The 26,797-nt window shown below is 70.9% G+C and carries 25 protein-coding genes; 8 read left to right on the top strand and 17 right to left on the bottom strand.

The features are described 5' to 3' along the window. Positions 1 to 118: 118 nt before the first annotated feature. The 6 genes from OHA25_RS43090 to OHA25_RS43065 all read right to left on the bottom strand — a co-directional run bounded on the left by OHA25_RS43090 (position 119) and on the right by OHA25_RS43065 (position 6,842). Positions 119 to 1,255 (bottom strand): cytochrome P450, encoded by a 1,137-nt coding sequence (locus tag OHA25_RS43090; RefSeq protein ID WP_327582678.1) that lies wholly within the window; start codon positions 1,253 to 1,255, stop codon positions 119 to 121. 194 nt (positions 1,256 to 1,449) lie between these two features. Continuing rightward, entirely contained in the window at positions 1,450 to 2,241 is a 792-nt protein-coding gene (locus OHA25_RS43085; protein WP_327582677.1) for an IclR family transcriptional regulator, read from the bottom strand. A 99-nt stretch (positions 2,242 to 2,340) separates the two neighbouring features. Continuing rightward, on the bottom strand, positions 2,341 to 3,087 hold the full coding sequence (locus OHA25_RS43080) for an XdhC family protein (protein WP_327582676.1): 747 nt from the start codon (positions 3,085 to 3,087) through the stop codon (positions 2,341 to 2,343). Beyond that, the gene (locus OHA25_RS43075) at positions 3,084 to 5,432 is read right to left on the bottom strand and encodes an aerobic carbon-monoxide dehydrogenase large subunit (RefSeq protein WP_327582675.1); all 2,349 of its coding nucleotides are present in this window, start codon (positions 5,430 to 5,432) and stop codon (positions 3,084 to 3,086) included. The genes OHA25_RS43080 and OHA25_RS43075 overlap by 4 nt, the downstream gene beginning before the upstream one ends. Continuing rightward, the gene (locus OHA25_RS43070) at positions 5,429 to 5,926 is read right to left on the bottom strand and encodes a (2Fe-2S)-binding protein (protein ID WP_327582674.1); all 498 of its coding nucleotides are present in this window, start codon (positions 5,924 to 5,926) and stop codon (positions 5,429 to 5,431) included. Before OHA25_RS43070 ends, OHA25_RS43075 begins: the two co-directional genes overlap by 4 nt. A gap of 1 nt (position 5,927) precedes the next feature. Further along, positions 5,928 to 6,842 carry an FAD binding domain-containing protein gene (locus OHA25_RS43065; protein ID WP_327582673.1) on the bottom strand — a complete coding sequence of 305 codons (915 nt, stop codon included), beginning with the start codon at positions 6,840 to 6,842 and terminating at the stop codon, positions 5,928 to 5,930. Between the two features lie 86 nt (positions 6,843 to 6,928). On the opposite strand from OHA25_RS43065, the gene OHA25_RS43060 reads away from it, so the two are divergent. Continuing rightward, on the top strand, positions 6,929 to 7,837 hold the full coding sequence (locus OHA25_RS43060; protein ID WP_327582672.1) for a LysR family transcriptional regulator: 909 nt from the start codon (positions 6,929 to 6,931) through the stop codon (positions 7,835 to 7,837). Between the two features lie 45 nt (positions 7,838 to 7,882). Here the strand turns inward: OHA25_RS43060 and eda are convergent, their stop codons facing one another. The 4 genes from eda to zwf form a co-directional block, all read right to left on the bottom strand. Continuing rightward, the gene (gene eda / locus OHA25_RS43055) at positions 7,883 to 8,494 is read right to left on the bottom strand and encodes a bifunctional 4-hydroxy-2-oxoglutarate aldolase/2-dehydro-3-deoxy-phosphogluconate aldolase (RefSeq protein ID WP_305917915.1); all 612 of its coding nucleotides are present in this window, start codon (positions 8,492 to 8,494) and stop codon (positions 7,883 to 7,885) included. A gap of 73 nt (positions 8,495 to 8,567) precedes the next feature. Beyond that, positions 8,568 to 9,533: a glucokinase gene (glk, locus tag OHA25_RS43050; protein WP_327582671.1), complete on the bottom strand. Its 966-nt coding sequence runs from the start codon at positions 9,531 to 9,533 to the stop codon at positions 8,568 to 8,570. Positions 9,534 to 9,633: 100 nt separating this feature from the next. Beyond that, positions 9,634 to 11,577 (bottom strand): phosphogluconate dehydratase, encoded by a 1,944-nt coding sequence (edd, locus tag OHA25_RS43045; protein ID WP_327582670.1) that lies wholly within the window; start codon positions 11,575 to 11,577, stop codon positions 9,634 to 9,636. Continuing rightward, entirely contained in the window at positions 11,574 to 13,049 is a 1,476-nt protein-coding gene (gene zwf / locus OHA25_RS43040) for a glucose-6-phosphate dehydrogenase (protein ID WP_327582669.1), read from the bottom strand. The genes edd and zwf overlap by 4 nt, the downstream gene beginning before the upstream one ends. A gap of 143 nt (positions 13,050 to 13,192) precedes the next feature. On the opposite strand from zwf, the gene OHA25_RS43035 reads away from it, so the two are divergent. The 3 genes from OHA25_RS43035 to OHA25_RS43025 all read left to right on the top strand — a co-directional run bounded on the left by OHA25_RS43035 (position 13,193) and on the right by OHA25_RS43025 (position 16,091). Then, entirely contained in the window at positions 13,193 to 14,389 is a 1,197-nt protein-coding gene (locus OHA25_RS43035; RefSeq protein WP_327582668.1) for an ROK family transcriptional regulator, read from the top strand. A gap of 150 nt (positions 14,390 to 14,539) precedes the next feature. Next, on the top strand, positions 14,540 to 15,805 hold the full coding sequence (locus OHA25_RS43030; RefSeq protein WP_327582667.1) for an RNA-guided endonuclease InsQ/TnpB family protein: 1,266 nt from the start codon (positions 14,540 to 14,542) through the stop codon (positions 15,803 to 15,805). Positions 15,806 to 15,884: 79 nt separating this feature from the next. Further along, a complete protein-coding gene (locus OHA25_RS43025; protein WP_327582666.1) occupies positions 15,885 to 16,091 on the top strand; it encodes a hypothetical protein in 207 nt (68 codons plus the stop codon). 29 nt (positions 16,092 to 16,120) lie between these two features. Here OHA25_RS43025 and OHA25_RS43020 read toward each other — a convergent pair whose 3' ends face one another. The 3 genes from OHA25_RS43020 to OHA25_RS43010 form a co-directional block, all read right to left on the bottom strand. Next, complete coding sequence (locus OHA25_RS43020) at positions 16,121 to 17,524, bottom strand: MFS transporter (protein ID WP_327582665.1); 1,404 nt, start codon at positions 17,522 to 17,524, stop codon at positions 16,121 to 16,123. A gap of 109 nt (positions 17,525 to 17,633) precedes the next feature. Then, positions 17,634 to 18,158 carry a hypothetical protein gene (locus OHA25_RS43015; RefSeq protein WP_327582664.1) on the bottom strand — a complete coding sequence of 175 codons (525 nt, stop codon included), beginning with the start codon at positions 18,156 to 18,158 and terminating at the stop codon, positions 17,634 to 17,636. 78 nt (positions 18,159 to 18,236) lie between these two features. Further along, entirely contained in the window at positions 18,237 to 18,938 is a 702-nt protein-coding gene (locus tag OHA25_RS43010; RefSeq protein ID WP_327582663.1) for a DUF2470 domain-containing protein, read from the bottom strand. 68 nt (positions 18,939 to 19,006) lie between these two features. Here OHA25_RS43010 and rpsD point away from each other — a divergent pair, with 68 nt between their 5' ends. After that, the gene (rpsD, locus tag OHA25_RS43005; RefSeq protein WP_327591122.1) at positions 19,007 to 19,621 is read left to right on the top strand and encodes a 30S ribosomal protein S4; all 615 of its coding nucleotides are present in this window, start codon (positions 19,007 to 19,009) and stop codon (positions 19,619 to 19,621) included. 109 nt (positions 19,622 to 19,730) lie between these two features. On the opposite strand, the gene OHA25_RS43000 is transcribed toward rpsD, so the two are convergent. Continuing rightward, positions 19,731 to 20,462 carry an ion transporter gene (locus tag OHA25_RS43000; RefSeq protein WP_327582662.1) on the bottom strand — a complete coding sequence of 244 codons (732 nt, stop codon included), beginning with the start codon at positions 20,460 to 20,462 and terminating at the stop codon, positions 19,731 to 19,733. A gap of 120 nt (positions 20,463 to 20,582) precedes the next feature. On the opposite strand from OHA25_RS43000, the gene OHA25_RS42995 reads away from it, so the two are divergent. Continuing rightward, the gene (locus OHA25_RS42995; RefSeq protein WP_327582661.1) at positions 20,583 to 20,903 is read left to right on the top strand and encodes a DUF4190 domain-containing protein; all 321 of its coding nucleotides are present in this window, start codon (positions 20,583 to 20,585) and stop codon (positions 20,901 to 20,903) included. Here the strand turns inward: OHA25_RS42995 and OHA25_RS42990 are convergent. Further along, positions 20,817 to 21,536 (bottom strand): TetR/AcrR family transcriptional regulator, encoded by a 720-nt coding sequence (locus OHA25_RS42990; protein ID WP_327582660.1) that lies wholly within the window; start codon positions 21,534 to 21,536, stop codon positions 20,817 to 20,819. The two genes, OHA25_RS42995 and OHA25_RS42990, sit on opposite strands and share 87 nt — an antisense overlap. 66 nt (positions 21,537 to 21,602) lie before the next feature. On the opposite strand from OHA25_RS42990, the gene OHA25_RS42985 reads away from it, so the two are divergent. Both OHA25_RS42985 and OHA25_RS42980 read left to right on the top strand, forming a co-directional pair. Then, positions 21,603 to 22,343, top strand: a complete 741-nt coding sequence (locus tag OHA25_RS42985) for an ABC transporter ATP-binding protein (protein WP_327582659.1) — start codon at positions 21,603 to 21,605, stop codon at positions 22,341 to 22,343. Next, positions 22,343 to 23,068 (top strand): ABC transporter permease, encoded by a 726-nt coding sequence (locus OHA25_RS42980; RefSeq protein ID WP_305917896.1) that lies wholly within the window; start codon positions 22,343 to 22,345, stop codon positions 23,066 to 23,068. The genes OHA25_RS42985 and OHA25_RS42980 overlap by 1 nt, the downstream gene beginning before the upstream one ends. Positions 23,069 to 23,132: 64 nt before the next feature. On the opposite strand, the gene OHA25_RS42975 is transcribed toward OHA25_RS42980, so the two are convergent. Both OHA25_RS42975 and OHA25_RS42970 read right to left on the bottom strand, forming a co-directional pair. Beyond that, entirely contained in the window at positions 23,133 to 24,491 is a 1,359-nt protein-coding gene (locus OHA25_RS42975) for a S8 family peptidase (RefSeq protein ID WP_327582658.1), read from the bottom strand. A 132-nt stretch (positions 24,492 to 24,623) separates the two neighbouring features. Continuing rightward, positions 24,624 to 26,660: a spermidine synthase gene (locus OHA25_RS42970; protein ID WP_327582657.1), complete on the bottom strand. Its 2,037-nt coding sequence runs from the start codon at positions 26,658 to 26,660 to the stop codon at positions 24,624 to 24,626. Between the last annotated feature and the right edge of the window lie 137 nt (positions 26,661 to 26,797).

Here is a 26,797-nt window from a genome sequence, read left to right as displayed (position 1 = left end):
CCGTTCCTCCCCCCGGCCCCTAACCCCGAACCGTCCGCCGCCCGGCATCCCGTTTGTACCCCAGACTCTAACGGAGGACGGGCCTCTACGTCGGCCACTGGCCTTGACCAGGCACCCCTCAGGGCTGAGCGGGTCCGCGGCGGGCCGGGCGCATCCTCACCCGCAGCCGCGAGACGTTGAGCGTGTACGGGAGCGGCCGGTGCGGCGAGAGCAGCCGCCCGACCGGCTTGGGGCGGGCGGCCCGCAGCAGGCCGCCCAGGAAGGCCGTGCCGACCGCGAGCGTCAGGTGCACGCCGTCGCAGCCCGGCCGGGCCCACCATTCGCCCGCCGCGGTGCCGTCGAGCCAGATCTCGGGCGCGAACGTGTTCGCGTACGGCAGGCGCGCGCTGCGCTGGTGCGCGGCGAGCGGCACCAGCACGGTGGTGCCCGCGGGCACGGTGGTGCCGCACCACTCGGTGCTCACGGTGGTGACCCGGGACAGCGCGGGGACCGGCGGCCACAGCCGCAGTGCCTCGCGCAGGCAGGCCCGCAGATGCTGGGAGTCCGCGCGGGCCGCCTTGCGATGACTCGGGTGGATGGCGAGCAACGCCAGCGTCTGCATGAGGCCCGTCGCGGCGACGCCGAGCCCCATCAGCCAGAACGCGGCCTGCATGAGCCGGCGCGACTCCGCCTCGCCGGAGGTCTCGGCGATCAGGCCGGCCACGCTGCCCGGCTCGGCTCGGCGCAGGTGGTCGAGGATCCGCGCGTCGTAGCGGCCGGAGAGGATCTCCTGGCGGCGCCCCGCCTGGTGCCTGCCCAGCCGCGCCAGCAGGGTGGTGAGCTCCTCGTCGCCGGCCGCGCCGTCGCCGTACACGCAGCGCCTGGCCACGCGCTGCCAGCGGGCGTCGAGCCGCTCGTAGCCCACCACGCCGTCGGCCAGCTCCGCGGCCTCCTCGCGGGCGATCTCGATGAACGCCGGGCGCAGGACGTCCGTCGGCAGGCTCAACCTGCGCTCGTCACGGGCCGGCGCGTAGGCGCCCCGCTCGTCCTCCAGCACGCGCAGCGCGTCGCGTCGGGACAACACCAGCAGCGCCGGGCCCCTCCGGCCGCGGACCAGCACGGGGCGGCCGCCGTACCGGGATTCGAGGTCGGCCAGCAGGGGCCTGCCGCGCAGCAGGTCGCGCCCGGCTGCCACGTGTGGCGCGCCCGGGGGCACGAGGGCGGCCGCGAGGCGCAGGCTCTCCAGCGCGGTCGCCCTGGGCAGCCCCCTAGGCACCCGCGACCCGCCGCTCGACCTGCGCCTGGGCGCCCGGGATGCGGCGGGCCGGTGACGCCTCCTGGATGGCCGTGGCGGGAAGGACATTCATGCCCCTGATGTGATCGCTGCGGCGGGGCGCCCGCAATCACGGGTTTCGGTCACTGGAACGCTTGCGGTCGCGGAGCGATGGAGCGTTCCAGTGATCGGAACGTCTACACGCCGAGAAGCGCGGCGGAGATGGCCTGGGCGGCCCCGCGCACGGCGATGCCCAGCTTGCCGAGCGGCACCGCGTGGGCGCGCGCGGCCACCCCCAGGGACATGCAGATGCGGCCGCCAGGACCGAACACCGGGGCCGCCACGCAGACCACGCCCTCCACGAACTCTTCCTGCGCGTACGCCAGGCCGTGCCGGCGCACCTGGGCCAACTCGCGTTCCAGCCCCGGCAGGCTGATGATCGTCCGGCGCGTCATGCGCTCGAACGAGCCGCGCGCCAGCACCTCCTCACGCAGCCTCGGGTCGAACGCGAGCAACGCCTTGCCGGTCGCCGTGCAGTGCAGCGGCGCCCGGTCCAGGCCGTCGGAGGGGGAGCAGACCCGGTTGTGGCCGTAGAGCCGTTCGACGTAACGGGCCTCCAGGCCGGAGGGCACGGCCAGGTTCACCGTCTGCCGGGTGGTCTCGTACAGGTATTGCAGGTACGGCAGCACGACCCGGCGGGTGCCGGGCACCCGGGCGCGGGCGAGGCCCGCCATCGTCTCCAGCAACGCGCCGGGCAGGTAGCCGTTTCCCACCCGGGTGGCCAGCTCGCGCGAGCACAGCACGCCCAGGATCCGGTGCGCGGTCGACTTGGGCAGGCCCGTGCTGCGGCACAGCTGCGCCAGGCTGACCGGTCTCGAGGCCGCGCTCAGTGCGAGGAGGATGTCGATCCCCCTCTCGAGGCTCCCCGGCTGCGACACCGGGCGATCGTCGATGAGCTGCGGTGGTTGGCTGGCCGTTTGCGTGAGCATCAATGTCCCTTCGCTCTCCGGGAGCAGGAGGGGGTCCCCGAGGCTGTGGCTTTTCCCTCTCTTGCCCTACCCGGCCGCCGCGCTTCCGAATACCCCTGATCAACGCGTGCTGATCAACTCCGCATACACCGACACCGCCACCTCACCAGGCGTTCTGGCCCCTATGTCCAGACCCGCCGGAACGTGCACCCGCTCACCTCCCTCCACACCCGCCAGCACCGCCGCGCCGCGCCTGCGGCTGGCGATCAGCGCCACGTACGGCACGTCCTTGGCCAGCGCGGCACGCAGCACCGGCTCCTCGCCCACGCCGTGCGAGGCGACGAGCACGGCCGCGGTGTCGTCGGCGATCGCCGCACCCGCGTCCGTCTCCACCTGGTAGCCCATCGCCCTGCCCACGGCGGCGAAGGCCCGGGCGATGGGGCTGTCGCCGTACACGTGGACCAGGACGGGCGGGAGCACCGCCTCGAGGAAGATCTCCAGTGTGCCGCCGGACAGGCAGGGCTGACCCACCGCCACCAGGCCCTCCTCCTCGTGCGGCTCGCCGGCTTCCGGGGTGATCCGCAGCAGCGTGGTCTGTCCCGGCGGCCGGCGGAGCTCGAGCAGCCGCAGGCCCTGCGCCCGCACCGTGTCAGCGGCGCAGACGCCGCCGACGAACCCCTCGATCGTGCCGTCGGGCAGCACCAGCGCGCGGTCGCCCGCCTTCGCGCTGGTCGGCCGCTGCGCGCGCACGACGGTGGCCAGGACGTACGGCTCCCGCCCCGACCGCAGCTCCGCCACCCTGGCCTGGACGTCCAGGGCGGCCGGCGCCCGCTTGCGGGGCGCCGGCATACCGAGGAAATCACTCATGGGATGGCCAGGTCCGTGCGGAACGGGTCGCCGTTGATGACGCGCCACACATTCGCCGGAGTGAGCGGCATGTCCGCGTGCCGCACCCCGTACGGCCCCAGCGCGTCCACCACGGCGTTGACCACGGCCGCGGGGGAGCCCACCGTGGCCGACTCGCCCACGCCCTTGGCCCCGATCGGGTGCGTCGGCGACGGCGTCACGGTCTCGCCCAGCTCCCACGACGGGCACTCCATCGAGGTCGGCAGCAGGTAGTCCATGAACGACGCCCCCAGGTGGTTGCCGTCCTCGTCGAACGCCATCACCTGCATGAGCGCCATCCCGACCCCGTCGGCCAGCCCGCCGTGGATCTGCCCCTCGACGATCATGGGGTTGATCCGCACCCCGCAATCGTCCACCGCCACGAACCTGCGCACCTTCACCTGCCCCGTCCCGGGATCGAGGTCCACGACGCAGATGTACGCCCCGAACGGATACGTCAGGTTCGGCGGGTTGTAGACGGTCACCGCGTCCAGATGGCCCTCCACCCCCTCGGGCAGCTCCAGGTTCGAGTGCGCGGCCAGCGCGATCTCGGCCATCGACTTGCCGGCGGACGGGTCGCCGACGATCGACCACTTGCCGTCGGCCCACTCCAGGTCGTCCGGCGCGGCCTCCAGCATGGCCGCCGCCACGATCTTGGCCCGGTCGCGCACCTTCCTGGCTACGATCGCGGTGGCCGCGCCGGAGACCGGGGTGGAGCGGGATCCGTACGTGCCGAGGCCGAACGGCGTCTGGTCGGTGTCGCCGTGCACGACCTCCACATCGTCGGCCGGGATGCCCAGCTCCTGCCCGACGATCTGCGCGAACGTCGTCTCATGGCCCTGGCCCTGCGACTGGCACGACACCCGCAGCACGGCCTTGCCCGTCGGGTGCACGCGCAGCTCGGCCCCGTCGGCCATGCCGAGGCCCAGGATGTCCATGTGCTTGCGCGGGCCCGCGCCCACGGCCTCGGTGAAGAAGCTGACGCCGATGCCCATCACCTCGCCCCTGGCCCGCTTGTCGGCCTGCTCGGCGCGGAGCTTGTCGTAGCCGATCATGTCCATGGCCAGGCGCAGCGCCTTGGGGTAGTCGCCGGAGTCGTACTCCCAGCCGGTGGGGGAGTGGTACGGGAACTGCTCGGGTTTGAGCAGGTTGCGCATCCGCAGGTCGGCCGGGTCCATGCTCAACTGGTCGGCCAGGACGTCGACCATGCGCTCGACCAGGTAGACCGCCTCGGTGACGCGGAAGGAGCAGGCGTAGGCCACGCCGCCGGGGGCCTTGTTGGTGTAGACGCCGGTGACCTCGCAGTGGGCGGCCTCGATGTCGTACGAGCCGGAGAAGACGTGGAAGAACCCGGCGGGGAACTTGGTCGGCTGCGCGGTGCCGTTGAACGCGCCATGGTCGGCCAGCACCTTCACCCGGATCGCCTGGATCCTGCCGTCGCGGGTCGCGGCGATCTCGCCGTGCATGTGGTAGTCGCGGGCGAAGGCGGTGCTCATGAGGTTCTCGGAGCGGTCCTCCATCCACTTGACCGGGCGGCCGGTGACGATGGAGCCGACGATCGCACAGACATACCCGGGATAGATCCCGACTTTTCCTCCGAAGCCGCCGCCGATGTCCGGCGAGATCACCCGGATCTTGTGCTCCGGCAGCCCGGCCACCATCGCGTACAACGTGCGGTGCGCGTGCGGCGCCTGCGTCGGGCACCAGACGGTGAGCTTGCCGGTGACCTTGTCGAAGTCGGTGACCGCGCCGCAGGTCTCCAGCGGCGCGGGGTGCACGCGCGGGTAGAGCATGTCCTGCGCGACTTTCACCTCGGCCTGCTCGAAGAGCGCGTCGGTGCGGGCCCGGTCGCCGGCCTCCCAGTCGAAGATGTGGTTGTCCGTCCGGCCCTCGAGGTCGTCCCTGATCACCGGGGCGTCCTGGTCGAGGGCCTTCCTGGCGTCGATGACCGCGTCGAGGGGGTCGTACTCGACGTCGATCAGCTCCAGCGCGTCGCGGGCCGCGTAGGCGTCCTCGGCCACCACGAACGCGACCTCCTGCCCCTGGAAGCGCACCTTGTCCGTGGCCAGCACCGCCTGCGTGTCCTGCGACAGCGTGGGCATCCAGGCCAGGCCGAGCCCGGCGAGGGTCTGGCCCGTGATGACGGCCTTGACCTTCGGATGCGCCTCGGCGGCGCTGGTGTCGATGGAGACGATCTTCGCGTGGGCGTGCGGGCTGCGCAGCACGGCGCCGTACAGCATGCCAGGGAGCCGTACGTCGTCGGTGTAGTTGCCGCGCCCCCGGATGAAGCGGGCGTCCTCTTTGCGGTGCATGGGTCCGTAGCTCACTGCTGCTTCGCCTCCGTCGCGGACTCGGCGACATTCAGACTCGCTTCAGCCGCCCACCTGATCGAACGGACGATGTTCTCGTAGCCGGTGCACCGGCACAGCTGTCCCGAGATGGCCTCGCGGATCTGGCCCTCGTCGGGGTCGGGCACGCGGTCGAGGAGGGCGCGCGCGGTCAGCAGCATGCCCGGTGTGCAGAACCCGCACTGCAGCCCGTGGCACTCCACGAACCCCTTCTGCACCGCGTCCAGCTCGCCGTCCCGCTCCAGCCCCTCCACCGTGGTCACCTCGTGGCCGTCGGCCATGACCGCCAGCACCGTGCACGACTTGACCGGCACGCCGTCCAGCTGGACCGTGCAGACACCGCAGTTGGAGGTGTCGCAACCCCAGTGGGTGCCGGTCAGGCTCAGCTCGTCGCGCAGGAAGTGCACGAGCAGCAGCCTCGGCTCGACCTCTCTCGTGTGCGGCTGCCCATTCACCGTCACCGTGATCCGCATCTCAGATCCTCTTTTCTGTCGCGGACCCGGCGACATTCGGATCTGTCGCGGACCCGGCGACATTCAGCTGCGCCCTGGCCAGTGCCCGCTTGGTCAGCTCGGCGGCCAGGTGGCGCTTGTAGTCGGCGGGGCCGCGCTGGTCGGCGTGCGGCTCGCAGTGCTCGGCCGCGATCCTGGCCGCCTGGGCGAATGCCTCCTCGCCCGGCGCCTCGCCCTGGAGGAAGGCTTCGGCCTCAGGGGCGCAGAAGTGCTCGGCGCCGACCGCGGTCAGCCCGATGCCCGCCTGCGCGATCATGCCGTCCCGCACGGTGATCACCGCTCCGGCCGCCGCCACCGGCCAGTCGCCGACGCGCCGCTCGACCTTCGCGTACGCGCTGCCGGTGCCGGGTGTGACCGGCACGCGCAGCTGGATCAGCAGCTCGCCGTCCCCGACGGCGGTCTCGTACGGGCCGCGGTGGAACGCGCGGATCGGCACCGTACGCGTGCCGCCCGGCCCCTGGATGACCGCTGACGCCCTTAAGGCCGAGAAGACGGCCGACAAATCCTCAGAAGGATCGCCCTGGCACAATGAGCCCCCTACGGTCCCCCGATTTCTTACTATCGGGTCGGCAATAACTTGCTCAGCGTCCCGAAATATCGGGAAAAGGTCGGTTGCGATTGTGCTGTCGAGCAGCTCTGCGTGCCGTACCAGTGCGCCGATAGCCAGCTCGTCGCCCTCCACGGCGATTCGCCCCAGCTCGGCCAGGCCGTTGATGTCGATCAGCGCCTCGGGCTGGGCCAGGCGGAGCTTCATCATCGGGATGAGGCTGTGCCCGCCGGCCACGATCCTGGCCTCGGGACCGTACCGCGCCAGGAGCTCGATCGCGTGCGGCACGCTGTCGGCTCTCTCGTATTCGAACTTTGCCGGAACCTGCATGAGAGCACAGTGCTGTTACCGATTTGTCGCGACAATCCACAAATAAGGGATTCCTTAATGCGCTTCGGCCAACTATGAAGGGGTGCGTGACACTTAGCCAGCTCGGTGCTTTTGTTTTCGTCGCCCGGCTGGGATCCGTCAAGGCGGCGGCCCGAGCGCTGGGCGTGAGCGAGCCGGCGGTCTCCCAGTCGCTGGCCCAGCTGCGCAAGCACCTCGGGGACCCGCTGCTGATCCGGTCAGGCGACCGGATGGTGCTGACCGAGGGCGGGCGGCGGCTGCTGGGAATCGCCGCCCAGATCGTCGCACTGGGCGCGGAGGCGGTCGCGGCGGTCCAGCCCGGCCGTCCCGCCGGGCTGCACGTGGTCATGGACGCCGGGCTGGCCGAATATGTCGCCGGTCCGCTGATCTGCCTGTTCACGCAGCGCAAGTCGGTGGACGCCTCCACCGGCGTGGCGGGCACGGCCGAAGTGCCGCTGCTGCTGTCCAGCCGCCTGGCCGACGTCGCGCTCGGCGCCCAGGTGAGCGGGGCGGGGCTGGTGAGCCGGCCCGTCCTGCGCTGCAGGCTCATCGTCGTCGGCGCGCCGCGTGGGCGCAGGGACCACTGGCTCGTCGGCCCGTCGGGCGCCGACCCGGCCAGCGACACCGGCCGGCTCCTGCGGGCGCTGCGGGTGCCGGAGTCGCAGGTACGGGTCTTCGCGAACCAGACGGCGGCCTGGAAGGCGGCCGCCGAGGGCGCCGGGGTCGCGCCCGCCACCGCGCACCTGGTGTCCTCACAGGTGCGCCGGGGTGAGCTGGTCTCCATCGACACCCCGGCCACCCCGTTCGCGGCCTACTGGTACGCGACGACGCTGGAACCCGCCAACCGGTCCCTGGCGGCGGGCACGTTCCTGGACTTCCTCACGACCCCGGCGGCCACCCAGGTGATGCGCGCCCCGGAGGACGGCGTTCCCCGCAACCGCTTCCGTCCCCCGATCCACGTCTCCATCTGGAGCTGACGCCGCGGCCCGCCGGCGTTGGGGCAGCGCCGTAACAGGTGGGACTCAGCGCAGGGCGGCGGCCTCCGAGGCGAGCTTCTCCACACGCCCCCAGTCGCCCGCGGCCAGCACGTCCGCCGGGGTCAGCCAGGTGCCGCCGACGCAGCCCACGTTCGGCAGCGCCAGGTAGTCGGGCGCGGTGTTCACCCGGATGCCGCCCGTCGGGCAGAACCGCACGTCCGGCAGGGGGCCCGCCAGCGCCTTCAGATACGGCACGCCGCCCGCGGCCTCCGCGGGGAAGAACTTCAGCTCCTTGATCCCCCGCTCCACCAGCGCCATCACCTCCGACACGGTCGCGGCCCCCGGCAGGTATGCCACCCCGCTCGAGTCCATCGCCTCGACCAGCGACAGGGTCGTGCCCGGCGAGACCAGGAACCTCGCCCCCGCGGACACCGACGCCGCGATGTCGTCGTGGGTGCGGATCGTCCCCGCACCCACCATCGCCTCGGGCACCTCGTCGGCGATCCTGGCGATGGCCTCGCGCGCCACCGGCGTGCGCAACGTCACCTCGATGACCGGCAGCCCTCCGGCGACCAGCGCCCGGGCCATCGGCACGGCGGTCTCGACGTCCTCGATCACAACGACCGGGATCACGGGGGCGAGATCGAGCAAGCTCATGGGTTCTGTCTCCTCATCGGCCCTCACAGGCCGTCTAGTACCGAACACCGGCCGCGCGGGGCCGGTGTCGTTGTCAGCCCACCAGCTCCCTGCGGGCACGCTGGCTCAGCCAGGCGGCCGCGCCCGTCAGCGCCGGTTGGGGCGCGACGATCAGAGCGGTCCCGATCGCCGCCAGATATGCGGCCATGTCGGGATTGGCGGCGAACCGCGTGCGGAAGCTGCTGGTGCTCACGCGTTCCACGATACGTGGCAGCACTCCGCCACCCAGGTACACCCCACCCCGCGCGCCGAGGGTCAGTGCCACGTTGCCCGCGAAGCTGCCCAGCATCCCGCAGAACACCTCGATCGTCTCCGCGCACAGCGAGTCGTCGAGCCTGGCCACGATGTCGGAGGCGGTCAGCTCGGGCGCGCCGACGCCGTTCACCTGGGCCAGCGCCCGGTGCAGCCGGGCCAGGCCGGGACCGGACAGCACGTGCTCGGCCACCACGTGCTGCAGGCCCTGTGCCTGCAGCACGCGGACGATCTCCAGCTCCCGCCGGCCCACCACCGGCACCGTGACGTGACCACCCTCGCCGGGGATCGGCGTCCAGCCGTGCTCGGTCGGCACCAGCCCGCCCACGCCGAGCCCGGTGCCGGGACCCAGCACGGCCTTGACGCCGTGGCCGAGCGCGGGCCCGCCCAGGGACACCAGGTCGTCGCCGTCCAGGTGCGGCAGCGAGACGGCCAGCGCCTCGAAGTCGTTGAGCAGCCGCGCGTACGGCACGTCGAGATCGCGTACGGACCCCGCCCACGCGGAGTTCGTGAGCCGGTAACCGTCGCCGTCGATCGGTCCGGCCACGGCCAGGCAGGCCGCCCCCGGTCGCACCCCGCCCGCGTGTTCCGCGAGGTAGGCGGCCACGGCTTCGGGGAGCGTGGGGTAGTCGGCCCCCGCCAGGACCGCGACGTGCGAGGGCCGCGCGCCCAGCGAGGTGACCAGGCCGAACCTGGCGTTGGTCCCCCCGATGTCGGCGACGAGCCACGGAAGGTCAAAGGCACTCATCACACACCTCCGGCACTCAGGGCGGCGTCAAGATCGCTCGCCATATACCGAAGGATGCCACGGCCGCTCACCTCACCCCAGGAGGGGGTGTGAACCACGGTCACCGGGCGAGTCCGGCGGGGCTGGCGCCCACGGGGGTGCCCGTCTCCAGGTGGGAGGCGCCGGCCTCGGCCGGGAAGCCGAGCCCCGGGCCGTGGTGCGGCGACTCGGCGCCGCTCACCCCGAAGATCCCGGCCCCCTGCTCCGCGTGCCCCGCCATCCGGCGGAACGCCGCGAACAGCTCGCGTCCGGTGCCGACCCACTGCGCGTCGCTCAGCGGCCGTCCCTCGGGCGCCCGCAGGGCCAGCTCCTCGGCCGGCACCAGCAGCTCCAGCGTGCCCGCAGCCGAGTCGAGCCTGATCACGTCGCCGTCGCGGACCAGCGCGATCGGCCCGCCGTCGGCCGCTTCGGGCGACAGGTGGATGGCCGCAGGCACCTTGCCTGAGGCGCCGGACATCCGCCCGTCGGTGACGATGGCCACCCGCTGACCCCGGTCGAGCAGCACCGCCAGCGGCGGCGTGAGCTTGTGCAGCTCGGGCATGCCGTTCGCGCTCGGCCCCTGGTAGCGGATGACCGCCACGAAGTCCTGCCCGTCCAGCTCGCCCATCTCGAACGCCTTCAGCAGGTCCAGCTGGTCGTCGAAGACCTTCGCGGGGGCCTCGATCACCAGGTGCTCGGGCTTGACCGCCGACACCTTGCTGACCGCGCAACCCAGATTGCCCTCGACCATGTGGATCCCGCCGTCGGCCGAGAACGGCTTCGCCACCGGCCGCAGCACGTCCAGGTCCTTGCTGCCGCCGGTCACCGGCGCCCACACCACCTCGCCGTCCACCAGCGACGGCGCCTCGCGGTAGCGGTCGAGGCCCGGGCCGGCCACGGTCATGACGTCGCCGTGCAGCAGCCCCTCGTCGAGCAGGTCGCCGATGAGCACCTGCATGCCACCGGCGTCGCGGAAGTGGTTCACGTCCGCCTGGCCGTTCGGGTAGATCTTGGTCAGTGACGGCACGACCCCCGACAGGCGGGCGAAGTCATCCCAGGTCAGCACGATGCCCGCGGCCGCCGCCATGGCGACCAGGTGCAGCGTGTGGTTCGTGGAGCCGCCGGTGGCCAGCAGCGCGACGCAGGCGTTCACGATCGCCTTCTCGTCCACGAGCTCGCCGATCGGCGTGTACTCCGCCCCGTGCGCGGTGATCTCCACCGCGCGGCGACCGGCGGCCTCGGTGAGCGCGTGGCGCAGCTCGGTGTGCGGGTTGACGAACGTCGAGCCGGGCAGGTGCAGGCCCATGACCTCCATGAGCGCCTGGTTGGAGTTCGCGGTGCCGTAGAAGGTGCAGGTGCCGGGGGAGTGGTACGACTCGGCCTCGGCGTCGAGCAGTTCCTCCCGCCCGACCTTGCCCTCCGCGAACAGCTGGCGGGTGCGGGCCTTGACCTTGTTCGGCAGCCCGGAGGCCATCGGCCCGGCGGGCACGAAGATCGCGGGCAGGTGCCCGAAGTGCAGCGCCCCGATGAACAGCCCCGGCACGATCTTGTCGCACACGCCCAGCAGCAGCGACGCGTCGAACATGTCGTGCGACAGCGCGATGGCGGTGGCCATGGCGATCACGTCACGGCTGTAGAGCGACAGCTCCATGCCGGCCCGCCCCTGGGTGATGCCGTCGCACATCGCCGGCACGCCGCCCGCCACCTGTGCCACGCCTCCGGCCCGGCGCACGGCGGCCTTCAGCTCCGGCGGGTACGTCTCGTACGGTGCGTGCGCGGAGAGCATGTCGTTGTAGCTCGTCACGATCGCCACGCCCGGCTTGGCCGAAGCGCGCAGAGCCGGCTTGTCCTCGGCATTCGCCGAGGCGAAGCCGTGCGCCAGGTTCGCGCAGCCGAGGTGGGCGCGGGCCGGGCCCTTGGCCTTGGCGGCCTCGCCCTCGCGCCGGATCCGCGCCAGGTAGACGGCGCGGCTGGCAGCGCTTCGCTCGATGATCCGGTCGGTAACGTCCTGAATGACCGTGTTCACATGTCCTCCTCGTGCCACGCGCGACCGCTGCGGCCTAGCAGATCGTGGGCTCCGGCGGGGCCGGTGGTTCCGGCCGGGTAGGGCTCAGGCAGGGCGGGGTCGGACTTCCAGGCGTCCAGGATCGGGTCGATCCACCGCCAGGCCGCCTCCACCTCGTCGCGGCGCATGAACAACGTCGGGTTACCGGCCAGCACGTCGCTCAGCAGCCGCTCGTACGCCTCGGGCACCCGCGTCGTGAACGTCTTGCCGAACGACAGCGACAGCGGCACCGGCTTCAGCGTCACCTCGCCCGCGCCCGGCTCCTTGGCCATGATGTGCAGCTCGATGCCCTCCTCCGGCTGCAGCCGCAGGACCAGGCGGTTCGGCGTGCCGCCGGGGAAGATGGAGTGCGGCACGTCCTTGAACTGCACCACGATCTCCGAGCGCCGGTACGGCATGCGCTTGCCGGTCCGCAGGTAGAACGGCACCCCGGCCCATCGCCAGTTCTTGATCTCGGCCCGGATCGCGGTGAACGTCTCCACCCGCGCGGAGGCCTCGGTCGGCGGCGTCGAGCCGGGCTCGTCGAGGTAGCCCGGCATGTCGCCGGCGCCGACGTATTGGCCGCGCACGGTGAAGCGGTCCACCTCGGTGCCCGCGATCGGGCGCAGCGCCTGCAGGACCTTGACTTTCTCGTCGCGGATGGCCTCGCGGTCGTTGCGGGCCGGCGGCTCCATCGCGGTCAGCGTGAGGAGCTGCAGCAGGTGGTTCTGCACCATGTCGCGCAGCGCGCCCGCGTGGTCGTAGTAGCCGCGCCGGCCCGGCGTGCCGACGGTCTCGGCGGCGGTGATCTGGACGTGGTCGATCCAGAGCGAGTTCCAGATCGGCTCGAGGAAGGCGTTGGCGAAGCGCAGGACCAGCAGGTTCTGGACGGTCTCCTTGCCCAGGTAGTGGTCGATGCGGAAGATCTGGCGCTCCTCGAAGATCGCGCCGACCTCGTCGTTGATCGCCTGCGCGCTCGGCAGGTCGTGGCCCAGGGGTTTCTCCAGCACCACGCGCGAGCGCGGCGTCACCAGCCCGGCCTCGGCCAGCTCCCGGCAGAAGGGGCCGAACGTGCGGGGCGGGCTGGCCAGGTAGAACACCCGGTCACGCGACGCGAAACCGGCCAGCATGCCGGACAACGCGTCCCAGCCGGACGTGTCAGCCCTTCCGACGTCGACCGACACGTGGTGCAGGCGGGCCAGGAAACGCTCCCACACGGCCGGGTCGTCGACCGGGACCTGAGCGCGTACCTCGGCGTCCACCTTGCCACGGAAGTCGGCGTCGGTCAGACCGCCCCTGGACATCGCGATCACGCGGGTCTCCGGAGAGAGCCGTCCCTCCCTGTCGCTGTGATACAGCGCCGGGAGCAGTTTGCGCATGGACAGGTCGCCGGTCCCGCCGAAGACGACGAGGTCGGCGGTGTGGGCGGGGGTGGCTGTCGGGTGGGTGGACACGGTGTGGGGCTCCGATGATCTACCAAAGCAGGGACAGAACGGACACTAACGAGAGTTTGGGTGGTAGACAAGCGGAGTTTTGGCATTTGAGATAAAAAAGTTCTGACTTTTCATTACCTAACCCCGTGTGGTTCACTTAGCCGATGCCACGACGTACCGCCGCGACCCTCGCCACCAGCGGCGAGATGCTTCGCCTCATCCGCTCAGGCGAGGCCGTGACGCGGGCCGACCTCGGCCGGGTGACCGGCCTGTCGCGCCCCGCGGTGCAGCTGCGCGTCGGTGAGCTGCTGGAACGCGGTCTCGTCGTGGAGCGCACCGACGCCCCGTCCACGGGCGGGCGGCCGCCGGTCCGGCTCGAGTTCAACGCCGCGGGCGGCGTGGTGCTGGTGGCGGCGCTCGGCGCCAGCCGCACCCGGGTCGCGATCTGCGACCTCGCCGGGCAGGAGCTGGCCGGGCGCGAGTTCGCGATGGACGTGGAGCAGGGTCCCGACGTCGTGCTGCCGGTGCTCATGGACACCTGGGACGAGCTGCTCGGCGACCGGCCGCGCTCGATGATCAGGGGCGTCGGGATGGGCGTGCCGGCCACCGTCGAGTTCGCGCAGGGCCGTACGGAGAGCGCCCGCGTGATGGCCTCCTGGACCGGCGTGGTGATCCCGCCGATCGTCGCCGAGCGCTTCCCCGTCCCCGTGCTCGTGGACAACGACGTGAACGTGCTGGCCATCGGCGAGCACCGCGGCGCCTACCCCGATCTGGACGACCTGATGTTCGTGAAGGTCTCCACCCGCATCGGCGCGGGCGTGATCGCCGGCGGCGGCATCCTGCGCGGCGCGCTGGGCGCGGCGGGCGAGATCGGCCACATCCCCGTGCTGGACGGCGGCGGCGTGTTGTGCCGCTGCGGCAACACCGACTGCGTCGACTCCGTGGCCAGCGGCACCGCCCTGCTGCGCGACCTGCGCGCGGCCGGCAAGGACGTCAAGACGATCGCGGACGTGACGGCGTTAGTGCGAGCCGGTGACGCCCAGACGATGGCCATGGTCCGCACCGCCGGGCGCAGGATCGGCGAGGTGCTGGCCGGGGCGGTCAACATCCTCAACCCGTCGGTGGTGGTGCTGGGCGGCGATGTGGCGGAGGCGTTCGGGCCGCTGGTGTCGAGCATCCGCGAGGTCGTCTATCGCCGCTCCACGGCCTTGGCCACCCGGCGGCTGCGCATCGAGCCGAGCAGGCTCGGCGCGGCGGCGGGCATCAGCGGGTGCGCGGTCATGGTGCTCGATCACGTGTTGTCGCCCGAGGCGGTCGACGAGACCATGACGGTCTCGGCCCTGCGCCGGGTCTCCAGCTAAAGGTCCCACCGGGGCTCGGCGCTCTCCCGTACGAGCCCGTCCGCGCCGAAGATCAGGTAGCGGTCGAGGTCGCGAGGGACATGTCGTTCTGTATGTACATCAATATTCGAAGTTCAGTGCGGTGACACAAACGAACGGTATGATCACAGTGTGGAGTTGGCGAAGCAGGCGAGAGCGCATGTGGCGCGGCTTGACCTCAGTGCGGTCCAGGCGGCCCAGCTGGAGGGTCAGGCGCACACCGCGCGTGCCTTGTGGAACCTGTTGCATGAGTTCTTCACCTTTCGTCAGGGCAGGTTCGCCATGCTCAAGGACTGCGACGCCGCGATCCGGCAGGCCCGCCACGAGATCGACTGGATGGGTCAGTTGCCCGCTCAGGCGGCTCAGGCGGTGCTGAAGTCCTATCGGCAGGCGTGGGCGAACTTCTTCAATCCCGATCATCCGGCGGGCCGTCCGACGTTCAAGGCTCGGTTTCGCTCTCGGCTGGCCGTGGACGTGCCTCAGGCCCGTGACTTGCAGATCACGCGGCTCAACCGGCGGTGGGGCGCGGTCAATCTGCCGAAGGTGGGCCGGGTGCGGTTTCGGTGGACCAAGGACCTGCCCGGTGTGACCAAGGGCGGTCCGGCCGGGCGGATCACCGGAGCCCGGCTGGTTAAGGACGCGTACGGGTGGACGATCGTGTTCCGGGTCGAGTGCGAGGTGCCCGCCCCTGCCCAGCACTCTGGCCCGAGCGTCGGCATCGACCGGGGAGTCACCGTCGCGCTGGCCTTGTCGGACGGGACGATGCGCGAGCACGGTCCCTGGCTGTCCGGTGGCGAGCGTGAGCGCCTGCGCCTTCTGGAGAAGAAAGCGGCTCGCCAGCGGCGTGCCCGTACCCCGGGCGAGCCGACCTCCCGTCGGCTGGCCCGCACCAACGCCCAGATCGCCAAGGCGCGCGCGACAGCCAAGCGCCGCGCTTTGGACTGGCAGCACCAGACCACCACCGAACTCGCCACCGGCTTCGGCGTGATCGTGGTGGAGGACCTGAAAATCATGAACATGGTCCGTTCCGCCAAGGGCACCGTGGAGCAGCCTGGTACGAACGTGGCGCAGAAGGCGGGCCTGAACAGGGCGATCGCCGGGGAAGCGTGGGGCCGTACCGTCACCCTGTTGGAGTACAAGACCGCCGACCGGGGCGGGCAGGTGGTCAAGGTTCCCGCGCCTGGCACCTCCCAGACCTGCCACGAGTGCGGATACCGCGACCCCGGCAACCGTGCCGGAACTGTGTTCGCGTGTAAGAACCCGGCCTGCGGCTGGGTCGGCCACGCCGACACCAACGGTGCGATCAATATCGCCAACGCCGCAGGAACTGCGGTGCCAGGACGTGGAGACCTCGCCGTTGGGCGGTCCGTGAAGCGTCAACCCCCGCGCGCCGCTTGACCACGACGCGACGGGAGAATCTCCGACCCTCAGCATCAGGTCGGGGAGGAGTTCAAAGTCTGTCCAACTACGTCACGTCATGGGCTCGGTCGTCATGCAGGTCACCTGGCAGGACCGAGACGCCGAGGACACCGGCGCGTTCCTGCGCGAACGCGAAGACCGCTACCCGGCGCTCGCCGAGCATGGGCTCGACCTCGACTGGGACGCCACGTTCGACGAGGGCCTGGGCTACCTGCTTGCCGGCATGGAACAGGCGGGAAAAAGGGACACCGGCCGGCTCCATTGAGCCGGCCGGTGTCCAGGTGCTCGCGGTGCTCAGTGCGCGAAGTCCGCGCCCTCCCTGGCCTGCTTGGGCAGCAGCAGCCCGACCGCGAAGGTGGCGGCGATCATCGCGGCCGCGACGCCCAGCGTGGCCTGCACACTGCCCGTGCCGAAGTACACCGTCCCCAGCAGCGCCAGCCCCAGCGCCCCGCCGACCTGCTGCAGCGCGGTCAGGGTGCCGGACGCCGACCCGGTCTCGCCGGGCTCGACCGCGGCCATGACGATGCCGAAGTACGGCGTCATGATGAGCCCGCTGCCCAGGCCGGTCACCGCGAGCATGGGCGCCAGCTGCCACGGGGAGACGCCGGGCGCGGCGACGGCGATCAGGCCGGCCACGCCGAGCGCCATGACCACCGCGCCGCCCAGCAGGACCCGGCGCCCGTGCCGCTGGAGGGCCTGCGCCACGCCCATGCCCGCGATCATGCCGAGCGAGGAGGGAACGCCGGTCAGCGCCGCCTTGAGCGGGGAGTATCCCAGGCCGAGCTGCGTGTAGAGCCCGATCACCAGGAAGACCCCGGCGAATGCGGCGAAGTAGATGGTCCCGGTCGCCATGCCGGACACGAACGCGCGCTTGCGGAACAGGCTCGGCGCCACCAGCGGGTCACCGCCGCGCGCGGCCCTGCGCCGCTCGTACCAGGCGAAGAGCCCGAACACCGCGCCCGAGGCCGTCATCATGGCGAACGACCACGCCGGCCACCCCTGCTCGCCACCCTGCACCAGCGGGAACACGATCAGCACGGTCCCCGCCGAGGCCAGCAGCGCCCCCGGAAGGTCCAGCCGGACACCCCCGGCGGGCCGCGAGCCGGGCAGGAAACGCAGGGCCGCCAGCGCGGTCACCGCGCCGATCGGCAGGTTGATCACGAAGATGAGCCGCCAGTCGACGCTGGTGAGCGCGCCCGCCAGGATCGGCCCGCCCACCGCGGACAGTCCCATGACCGGCCCGAACAGCCCCATCGCCGCCGCCAGCTCCTTGGGCGGGAACATCTCCTTCATCAGCCCCATGCCCTGCGGGATCATGGCCGCCCCGAACAGCCCCTGCACGATCCTGGCCGCGATGATGGTCTCGGGCGAGAAGGCGAGCGCGCACATCAGCGACCCGGCCGTGAATCCGGCGACCCCGATAAGGAACATCCGCTTGCGGCCGACGATGTCGCCCAGCCGGCCGCCGGTCAGCAGTCCCGCGGTCATGGCCAGCGTGTACGCCGCCCCGAGCCACTGGATGAGCGAGGCACCGCCGCCGAGCTCGGCGCGCATCGTGGGGCCCGCGATGTTGGTGACGGTGGCGTCGAGCAGCTCCATGACCGAGCCGGCGAGGACCACAGCGAGCGCGGGCCAGCGCCACCGGTAGGGCGTCGGCTCGACGGGCGCCTGCATTGGCCGGATGTCGAGGGCGGTCATCTCTGCCTCCTGTATCGGAACGGCTTGTTCTGTTCCGATACTAACAGAACGGAATGCTTCATTCCATAGCTAGGAGCCGAGAAATCAGACCATCCGGTGTCCGGCCGGGTTACTTCTTGCCGCCGGGCGTCTTGTCCGGGTCCCGCCCCGGAGGCTGCCGCGTCTTGCCGGGCGGGGTCGGCTCGGCTTCGGTCGGCGTCGGTGCGGTGGCGGACTGCGACGGTGCGGTGGCGGATCGCGACGGCGTCGCCGCCCCGGAGGTGGCCGGCGCGGCGGACCGGCTCGGACTCTGCCGCACGCCCGCGGTCCGGGACCGCGTGGGTGCCGGGGTCGCCGTGCGCCGGGGAGCCGGCGAAGCCGAGACCGTGGGCGCGATCGATCTGGCACGCTCCAACGTCGGCGTCGGGCTCGACCCGGTCGCGGCCGGCCCGGACTTCTCGGGCGCGCCGTTCCCGGGCTCCGGCCACTCGACCGCGTCCAGCCTGGTCGTGCCGAACGCGCCGCCGATCAGAATCGCGGCCGCGGCCAGCATCAGCGTGCCGAGCAGCACCGCCGCGATCACGAATGCCCGCCTGCGCCGGCCGCTCTGGTCGGCGAACCCGGCCGTGCTCGATATCGCATGCCTTCCACTCACGCAGCAAATGCTAGAGACGTGGGGACGCTCCCGTGACCTATGTAGAGGTATGTCCGCTTAATACACATCGAACCGTGATCAACAGCTGCAAAGGAGGCCGCGCAGGGCCGTTTCCAGGCAGAGGCCGGTGTTCGCCGGGCTCGGCCACTGGAAGCGCACCAGCGCCTCGTCCACCCGTACCGTCGCGCCGAACCGGTCCAGCTCCCACAGCCACACCTCGCCGGGCTGCTCCCCGAGTTGGCGCGAGACGCCCGCGGTCAGCTGGGGCCGGTGTGCGGAGTTGACGTGGGCGAGCACCCGCTCGGCCGTCTCGGCCAGCGGGTCGGGCGCGGCGCCCAGGTAGTCATCGGCGTCCAGCAGCCCCGATTCCTGCCCGGTCAGGTAGACCACCTGGCCCACGTCCACCCGCAGCAGCCGGGGCGCGTCCGGCTCACCGAACCGCTCCAGCGCCTCGAACAGGCTCTCATCCGCGCTGTGCGCGGCCACCGCCACGGCCGCGGCCCGCGCCTCACGCTCCGGTACCGCCTCCGCCCAGCCCTGTACCTCGATCAGCCCGCGCGGGTGGGTGACATCGCCCAATTGCCGCATCGCCGTGAGGTTCACCGCCGCCACGGCGTCCTCGCGCACGCCGTGCAGTGCCTCGCCGGCCAGCACCAGCAGGACGGGGCGGCCGCGCTCATCCACGCCGCCGCGAGCGGGGGAGGGGGCGCCGTCGACGGAGAGCTTCGCGACGCTCGCGGTCGCGGCGAGGGTGCGGACCCGCTCGGGGATGGGCAGCATGACGACTCCAACATTCTGGTAGGTTAGCCTTACCTAAGTAAGGACTACCTAATCACATTGAGGTGAACGTGCGCTACACCGGTCCCAAGGTGCGACTGTCGCGTCGCGCGGGCGTGCCGCTGACCAGGAAAGCCGTCCGCTACTTCGAGCAGCGCCCCTACCCGCCGGGCGAGCACGGCCGCAAGACCAACCGCCGCAGCACCGGCGACTACGGGCTGCGGCTGATGGAGAAGCAGAAGCTGCGCTGGTACTACGACGTGTCGGAGCGGCAGCTGCGCCGCTACTGGGACCTCGCGGTGCGCAAGCCGGGCGCGTCGGGCGCCGAGCTGGTGATCATCCTGGAGAGCCGCCTGGCCTCGCTCCTGCTGCGCGCCGGACTGGCGCCGTCGATCTACGCTGCCAGGCAGTACATCAATCACGGGCACATCGCCGTGGACGGCCGCAAGGTGGACATCCCCAGCTACCTGGTCAAGCCCGGCCAGGTCGTCACGGTCAGAGCGCGCTCCCGCACGATGCAGCCGTTCGTGGCCGCCGCCGAGGGTGTCTACGCCGACGAGCGCACTGCGGCGTACCTCTCCGTCGACCACGCCGACCTGCGTTTCACCTTGACGCACCGGCCCGAGCGTGAGCAGATCGTGGTCCCCGTCGACGAGCAGCTCGTGGTGGAGTTCTATTCTCGTTAGCCGTGGCTTCGCCGCCTCCACCGTGCTCGGCGCCGAGCACGGTGTGCGCGGCTCAGCCCAGGGACCCCTCCCGGCGCAGCTCGGCGACCTCCTTGCGCAGCTCGGCCAGCTACTCCAGGATCCGCTCGGTGTGCGCCGTGGTGTCCTCGATCGCGGCCAGCTCCTCGGTGTTCTCCTCGTCCATAGCGTTGACCACGACCGCCATGAACAGGTTCAGCACCACGAACGTGCAGAGCAGGATGAAGACGGTGAAGAAGATCCACGCCGACGGGTGCTGGACCATCACGTCCCGGGCGATGTTGCCCCAGTCGTCGCCCGTCATCGTCTGGAAGAGCGTGAACAGCGACGTCGGCAGGCTGCCGAAACGCTCGGGATCGGTCTGCCCGTAGAGCTTGGTCGCCATGACCGCGGCCACGTACAGCACCAAAGCAAGCAGCACGACGATCGAGCTCATTCCTGGCATGGCCCGCAGCAGCGCCGACACGACCCGGCGCAGGCTCGGCACCACCGACAGCAGTCGCAGCGCGCGCAGGATGCGCAGGGCCCCCAGCACCGACAGACCGCCCGACGAGGGCGCGAAGGCGATGGCCACGATCGCGAAGTCGAAGATGTTCCACGGGTCGCGGACGAACCTCAGGCGCTCGACGTAGATCTTGGCCAGCAGCTCGGCGGCGAAGATGTAAAGCGCGACGTGGTCGATCACGGTGAGCAGGGCGCCGTGGCGCTCCACCACGGCAGGGAAGGTCTCCAGGCCCAGCGTGGCCGCGTTGATCAGGATGACACTGACGATGAACCGCTGGAAACTCTGGTGGGCGAGGATGGCTTGGGTGCGTTCACGCACGGGGGAAGGCTCCTAGAGGGATCGGTCAGGTGCCGTTCCATGATGACGCAAGATGATCAAGGCGGTGTCTGTGGTATAAAACCCACCTGACTGCCGCAAACAAGGGGGCACCGAGCGATCATGTCGTATCCGAACTATGGGCCCTCCTACTACGGCCCGCAGCCGCACACGCATCCCAACGGCACCACCATCCTGGTGCTCGGCATTCTGAGCCTGGTGGTGTGCAGCTTCCTCGGGCCGTTCGCGTGGTCGATGGGCACCAAGGCGCTGCGCGAGATCGACCAGAGCGGCTATCCCTACGAAAACCGCGGCCACATCCAGGCGGGGCGCATCTGCGGCATCATCAGCAGCGTCCTAATGATCATCACGTTCGCGTTTCTGATCTTCGCTTTCGGCATCGCGCTGATCAGCGGCGGCTTCGCCACCAGCAGCAGCTACTAGCGGCTCTCGTCCGTAGTCACCGAGTCCTGACTCCAGCAGGTCGAAGGCCTTCTCCGCCTGCGCCCTGAGATCGGGCTCGATACTCTCCCATTCCTCGCCGGCGCGCATCCTGTCGACCGCGGACCCGCTCAGGATCCGCGTCGTGTTGAGCAGGTGCGCCGCCACCAGTCGCGGCGTGAGGTCGTCCGGCGCGGCGTCGATCTGGTCGGCCAGCAGCCGTGCCAGGCCCTCCTCACGCTCCTCGTGGATCTGGCGCATCCGGGCGATGAGGGCCGGGCTGGCGCCCACGATCCTGGCGAACACGTCGCCGCCCAGGTTGAGCCCGTGGCGCCAGTGGCGGGTGTCGATCGCGTCGAGATAGTCGCGCCGGAACGCCCGCACCACACTTTCCCCCGGCTCGCGCTCCCGCAGCACCTGCTGCGGCAGGTCGACGGCCATCCGCTGCCGGTCGGCGAACAGGTCCTCCTTGGTGCTGAAGTAGTTGAAGACCGTGTTGACCGACACGTCGGCGGCCCGCGCCACCTCGGCCACGGTCACGCTGTCGAACCCCCTCGCCATGAACAGCCCCATCGCGATGTCCGCGATGCGCTCCCTGGTTTCGCGCTTCTTCCGCTCCCGCAGCCCCTCTTGCATGCCCCCATGCTACCTAATTTGCAGTGACTCCAAAATTGTGCTTACCTAAATTTTGGAGGCGATGAAATGATTGTGACTTCAGGTCTGACGAAGATCTTCGATGGCGGCGTGGAGGCCGTCAAAGGCGTGGACATCACGGTGGAGCCCGGCGAGATCGTCGGCTTCCTCGGCCCCAACGGCGCGGGCAAGACCACGACCATGCGCATGCTGACCACCCTGCTCAAGCCCACGTCCGGCAGCGCCACGGTGGCCGGCCACGACCTGCTCGCCGACGCTCGGGAGGTGCGCAAGCGCATCGGGTACGTCGCCCAGGGCAGCGGGTTCCTGCCCATGACGCCGCTGAAGGGCGAGCTCGAACTCCAAGGCATGCTCTACGGGCTGAGCCGGGAGGAGGCCACCGCCAGGTCGCGGGAGGTCCTGGCCCGGCTGGAGCTCACCGGCCTGGAGTCCAGGCCCGCCGCCACGTTGTCGGGCGGCCAGCGGCGCCGCTTCGACATCGCGTTCGCGCTGCTGCACGAGCCCGTCCTGCTCTTTCTTGACGAGCCGACGACCGGGCTCGACCCACAGAGCCGGGCCAACCTGTGGGACCACATCCGCTCGCTGCGGGCGGAGAAGGGCATGACGGTCTTCCTCACCACCCACTACCTCGACGAGGCCGACGCCCTCTGCGACCGGCTGCTGATCATCGACCACGGTCGCATCGTGGCCGAGGGCACGCCGGCCGAGCTGAAGGCCGGCGGCCGCACGCTCGACGACGTGTTCCTCGACATCACCGGCCGGTCGCTGCGCGAGGAGGTGGGCGCCTGATGCTGCGCGACACCTGGGTGTTGTTCCGCCACGGCGTGCGGGTCACGCTCCAGCAGCGGGTCGGCATCGTCTTCGGACTGATCCAGCCTCTGCTGTTCCTGGTGCTGTTTGGGCCGATCTTCACCACGTTCGGCACGTGGGAGACGCTGGTGCCCGGCCTCATGATCCAGCTGGGGCTGATGAGCATGGCCTTGGCCGGCATCGGCGTGGTCTTCGAGAAGCGCTCCGGCGTCCTGGAACGCATGCGCGTCACCCCGGCCAGCCGCTTGGCGTTGCTGCTGGGGCGGGTGCTCAACAACGCGGTCACGCTGATCATCCAGACGCTGCTGCTCCTGGCCGTGGCCTTCGCCTTGGGCCTGCGCGCTCCGGCGATGGGGCTGCTGGCGGGCTTCGTGCTGGTGGTCGTGCTCGGTGTCAGCCTGGCGGCGCTGTCGTACGCCATCGCGCTGACCATGAACGAGCAGCTCTTCGCGCCGGTGATGTCCACGGCGGTGATCCCGCTGATCCTGCTGTCCGGCTCGTTCCTGCCGATGTCGATGGCGCCGGGCTGGCTCGACGCCATCTCCCACATCAGCCCGTTCCGATACGTGCTCGAGGCGGTGCGCGAGCTGTTCCAGGGACGCTACCTGACCGGCACCGTGGGCGCCGGCGTGGCGGTGACCGCGGTCTTCGCCGTGCTCAGCCTCACGATCGGGACCCGGGTGTTCAACCGGGAGAACGCCTAGCCCGATCATCCGCCCCGGCTCCCGATGAGGAACCAGCCGAAGGACGGCCGGGGCGGGATGGGGCTCAGGCCGCGTTCTTGGCGCGTCGCTGGAGCGCGGCCATGATCCCGCCCGGATCCACGATCCCGTACCCGTAGTCGTAGTCGAACCCGACCTCGCTCCGGTCCTCCGCGCTGCGCCGGAGCAGCGCCCGCAGCTGCGCCGGCGACAACTTGGCCGCCGGCCACCGGGTACGCACCGCCGCCACGAGCCCCGCGACCACTGGTGTCGCCGCGGACGTCCCCGAGTCCGGCTCGCCCTTCCCGAACGCCGCCGACCCGAGGAAGTGCGTGTAACCGCACACGTCGGGCTTACGGGCGGTCAGCCGCCCCGGCCCCTGCGAGGAGTAACCCACCCGGTCGCCGTTGACGTCGATGCCGCCGATCGACAGGGCCTTCGGGTGGGAGTTGGCGCCCACGATGGGCCGGTTGGGGTAGGCGCACCGGCCGTCCGGGCACTCCTGCCCGCAGTTGCCCGCCGCGAACAGCACGTCGGCCCCCGCCCGGTCCAGGGCGGCCACCATGAGGTTGAACGGATGGGCGGCGCTGTCGGAGTAGTTGCCCGGATGCCCGACGGGGAAGTCCCACTCGGGCGAGAACGACCCCCACGAGTTGCTCACGACCAGCGCCCGCGTCGCGGCCGGCTGGGCGTCGAGCACGGTGCGTAGATGCGCGAACGCCGACACCGCGTCCGACAGCAGCCCGTCGAGCGCCGAGCCGCCCGGCCGGGTGGACAGCAGCAGCGGGATGTCGATGAGCGAGGCCTGCGGGGCGGCGATGAGCGCGTCGAACGCGCACATCGTCCCGTGATCCACCTCGAACTCACCCGGTTTGCCCGTCACCCCGGAGGGGCTCCAGCACCGGGGCGCGTCCAGCGTGACGGCCCTGCCGAGCTGTCTGGCCGTGTGGGCGGCGTTGACGCCGGTGTCGAGCACGGCCAGCGCCACCCCTGAGCCGTCGAGCCCTTCGGCCTGCAGCCCCGCCACGTTGAGCAGCCGCTCGACGTCGTGCCAGTCACCGTTCGGCGAGTCGCCGCCGCAGGTGGGAGAGGACTCGATCACCGGGTCGGAGAAGATCCCCACCACGTCGGGTCTGAGCGTGGGCAGCAGTGTGACCCTGGAGGCCAGCTCGTCGTCCGAGATCGTGCCGCGTACGAGCACGGAGGCGTCCTCGGCGGCCAGAGAGAAGTCGAGCGGCTGGTTGAGCGAGAGGGGATCGCCGCCCGCCGCGGGAACCGGCCGCGGCACGGCCACCGGGACGTAGGCCGCGTCGAGCTCGACCCCGGGCAGGCCGTCGGCCACGTCGGCCGTCGTGGCCGTCTGGCCGGGATCGGCCACGGCCGCGACGAGATCGGGGGAGGGGCGGAGCTGGATCAGGACACGCATGTGTCACCACCGAAGATCTTCTGGAGGGAAGGAACCTCCCAACATTCCTTCATCCGGGGGTGCGCGTCCAGCGGGTTTCAGGGATGTGACCTGCGAGAACACCCCCAAACGGCGCGAAGTGGGCGACGTTTTTCACACCAGCGCACGTTTGCGGGGCAGCAGGGCCAGCGCGCCGATGTAGAGAAGGGCGGCGACGATGAGCAGGCCTTTGTAGCCGATCACCAGCGCCGCGTACTCCAGGCAGCCGCCCACCATCGCCCCCAGCAGGTTCGCCCCGAAGGAGGTGGTCGCGTCGGTCGTGTCGGCGAAGCGTTTGGCGAAGACGACGTTCGCGGCGAAGATCGGCAGGAACGCCACTGTCACGGCCGCCACCGCGCGCAGGGGCAGCGGCAGGGACAGCAGCCACGCGTTCGGGACCAGCCAGGCCAGCAGGAGGCCCGCGAGCAGGATCCCGTACATGACCGGCAGCGGCGGAGTGCGGAAGCGGCGGGTCACCTCGACGGCGGCGAGCACGGCGACCAGCACGCCGGCGAACACGATGGCGTTGACCACCCACGTGGTGCCGAACAGCAGCGCGAACCCGGTCACGCTCTTGGTCTCCAGCAGCATGAACGCCACGCCCAGCAGGAACAGGTCGGCGTAGGGGCGCATCCGCTGGTAGGGTCCCGCGACGACGCGGACGGCCAGCAGGCTGACGATGAGGATCAGGGTGAGCGTGATGATGTAGATCGGCGGGATCGTGGCGTCGTGGAGGTAGAGGAAGGGCCGGTCGTCGTCGGCGGGCTGCGGGGTGCCCGGGGCGGCGCCTGGCCACGCGGCGGCGCAGCGCTGATCGGCCGCGGTCAGGCCCGCGGTGATCACGGCCTGCTGGCCCGCGGTGCTGACGACGTCGACGCAGGGCTTGTGCCCGAAGGCCTGCTGCATGGTCAAGGCCAGGCGGTCGACGAGCCAGCTCTCGCGGTAGTAGTTGTACATCGAGAACGTGCCGCCCGGGCTGAGGTGCTCACGGGCGGCCCGCATGGCCTCCTCGGTGAACAGATAGCTCTCCAGCCGCAGCGAGCTGGCCCCGGAGACGAGGGTGAGCGAGTCGGGCAGGGCGAACAGGATCAGGTCGTACGTGGCGTCGGTGCGCTCCAGGAAGGCGCGTCCGTCGGTGACATGGGTGGTGACGCGGGGGTCGTCGTAGGGGCGATCGGGATGGACCGAGCCGCCCAGTTCACGCAGCTTCGGGTCGATCTCCACGGCGTCGACGTGGCTGGCGCCCTTGGACAGGGCGATCGCCACGTCGGTGCCGCTGCCCGCGCCGACGATGAGCACGTTCTTCGGGGGTTTGGCGGTGCGCTCGTACGGCAGCCCGTACTGGCGCTCCCACTGCAGGCGGGCGGCGGCGGGCACGGCCTGCTGGTGCGGGATGCCGTTGACGGCGATGTCGGTGACGCCGACGCCGAGCTGCTCGAACTGCCGGGACGTGACCTTGTAGTAGGGCGACCAGATCGCCCCTGCCGTCAGCGTCTCGGCGAGCAGCAGGCCCACCACGACCAGCGACGGCACGGTCACCAGGCCCACATAGAGCGCGCGCGGCCTCGGAACCAGCAGCACGCCGTAGCAGATGGCGGCGATCAGCCCCCAGAACACCGGCGGCGCGCTCAGGAACGACAGCGCCGTGAACGCCGCGATGCCGGTCAGACTGCCGATCAGGTCGTAGCGGTAGGCCTCCAGCCGCGGCAGCTCGGGAAAGCAGCGGCCGACGAGCTCGGCCGGCCCCATGAGGATCAGCGCGGCGGCGCAGAAGATGACCGGCAGGATCAGCCACGCGGGCGGCCCGCTGGTGGACAGGCTCGTCCAGTAAAGGACGCCCTCGGTGTTGCGATCCACGGTCACCGGGAAGGTCAGCACCACGACGGCCAGGACGGCGAGCACGATCGGCGAATAGTACGGCTGCCGCTGCGAACGCCCCACGCGCAGGAACCCGAGCCCGATGCCGAGGAACGAGCCGAGCAGCACGAAGTTGGTGAAGTAGCTCAGGTGGACGATGTTGGACCCGGTCCACCGGATCAGCGCCAGCTCGAGGAAGAGCATGAAGGCGCTGGCGAGGATCAGCCTCGGCCGGACTGCCAGCCAGTGAGCATTCTCTTCGCCATTGACCGGCCTCTGCGCCTGGAGTGTCATCGGACCTTCTCCGTGGATACTCCGGCCGTCAGGCCGGGAAGGAAACGGACTCCCGCGTAGCGGGGCAGGGAAAGGCGGTTCGCCGTCAGGGTGCGCACCGGTGTACTTCCTTCGTGATCGTATACGTGTAGCCGTCG

The sequence above is a fragment of the Nonomuraea sp. NBC_00507 genome, assembly GCF_036013525.1.
GTDB lineage: Bacteria > Actinomycetota > Actinomycetes > Streptosporangiales > Streptosporangiaceae > Nonomuraea.
Note: the sequence above shows the minus strand (reverse complement) of the source record. Positions and strands in the feature narration are given on the sequence as shown.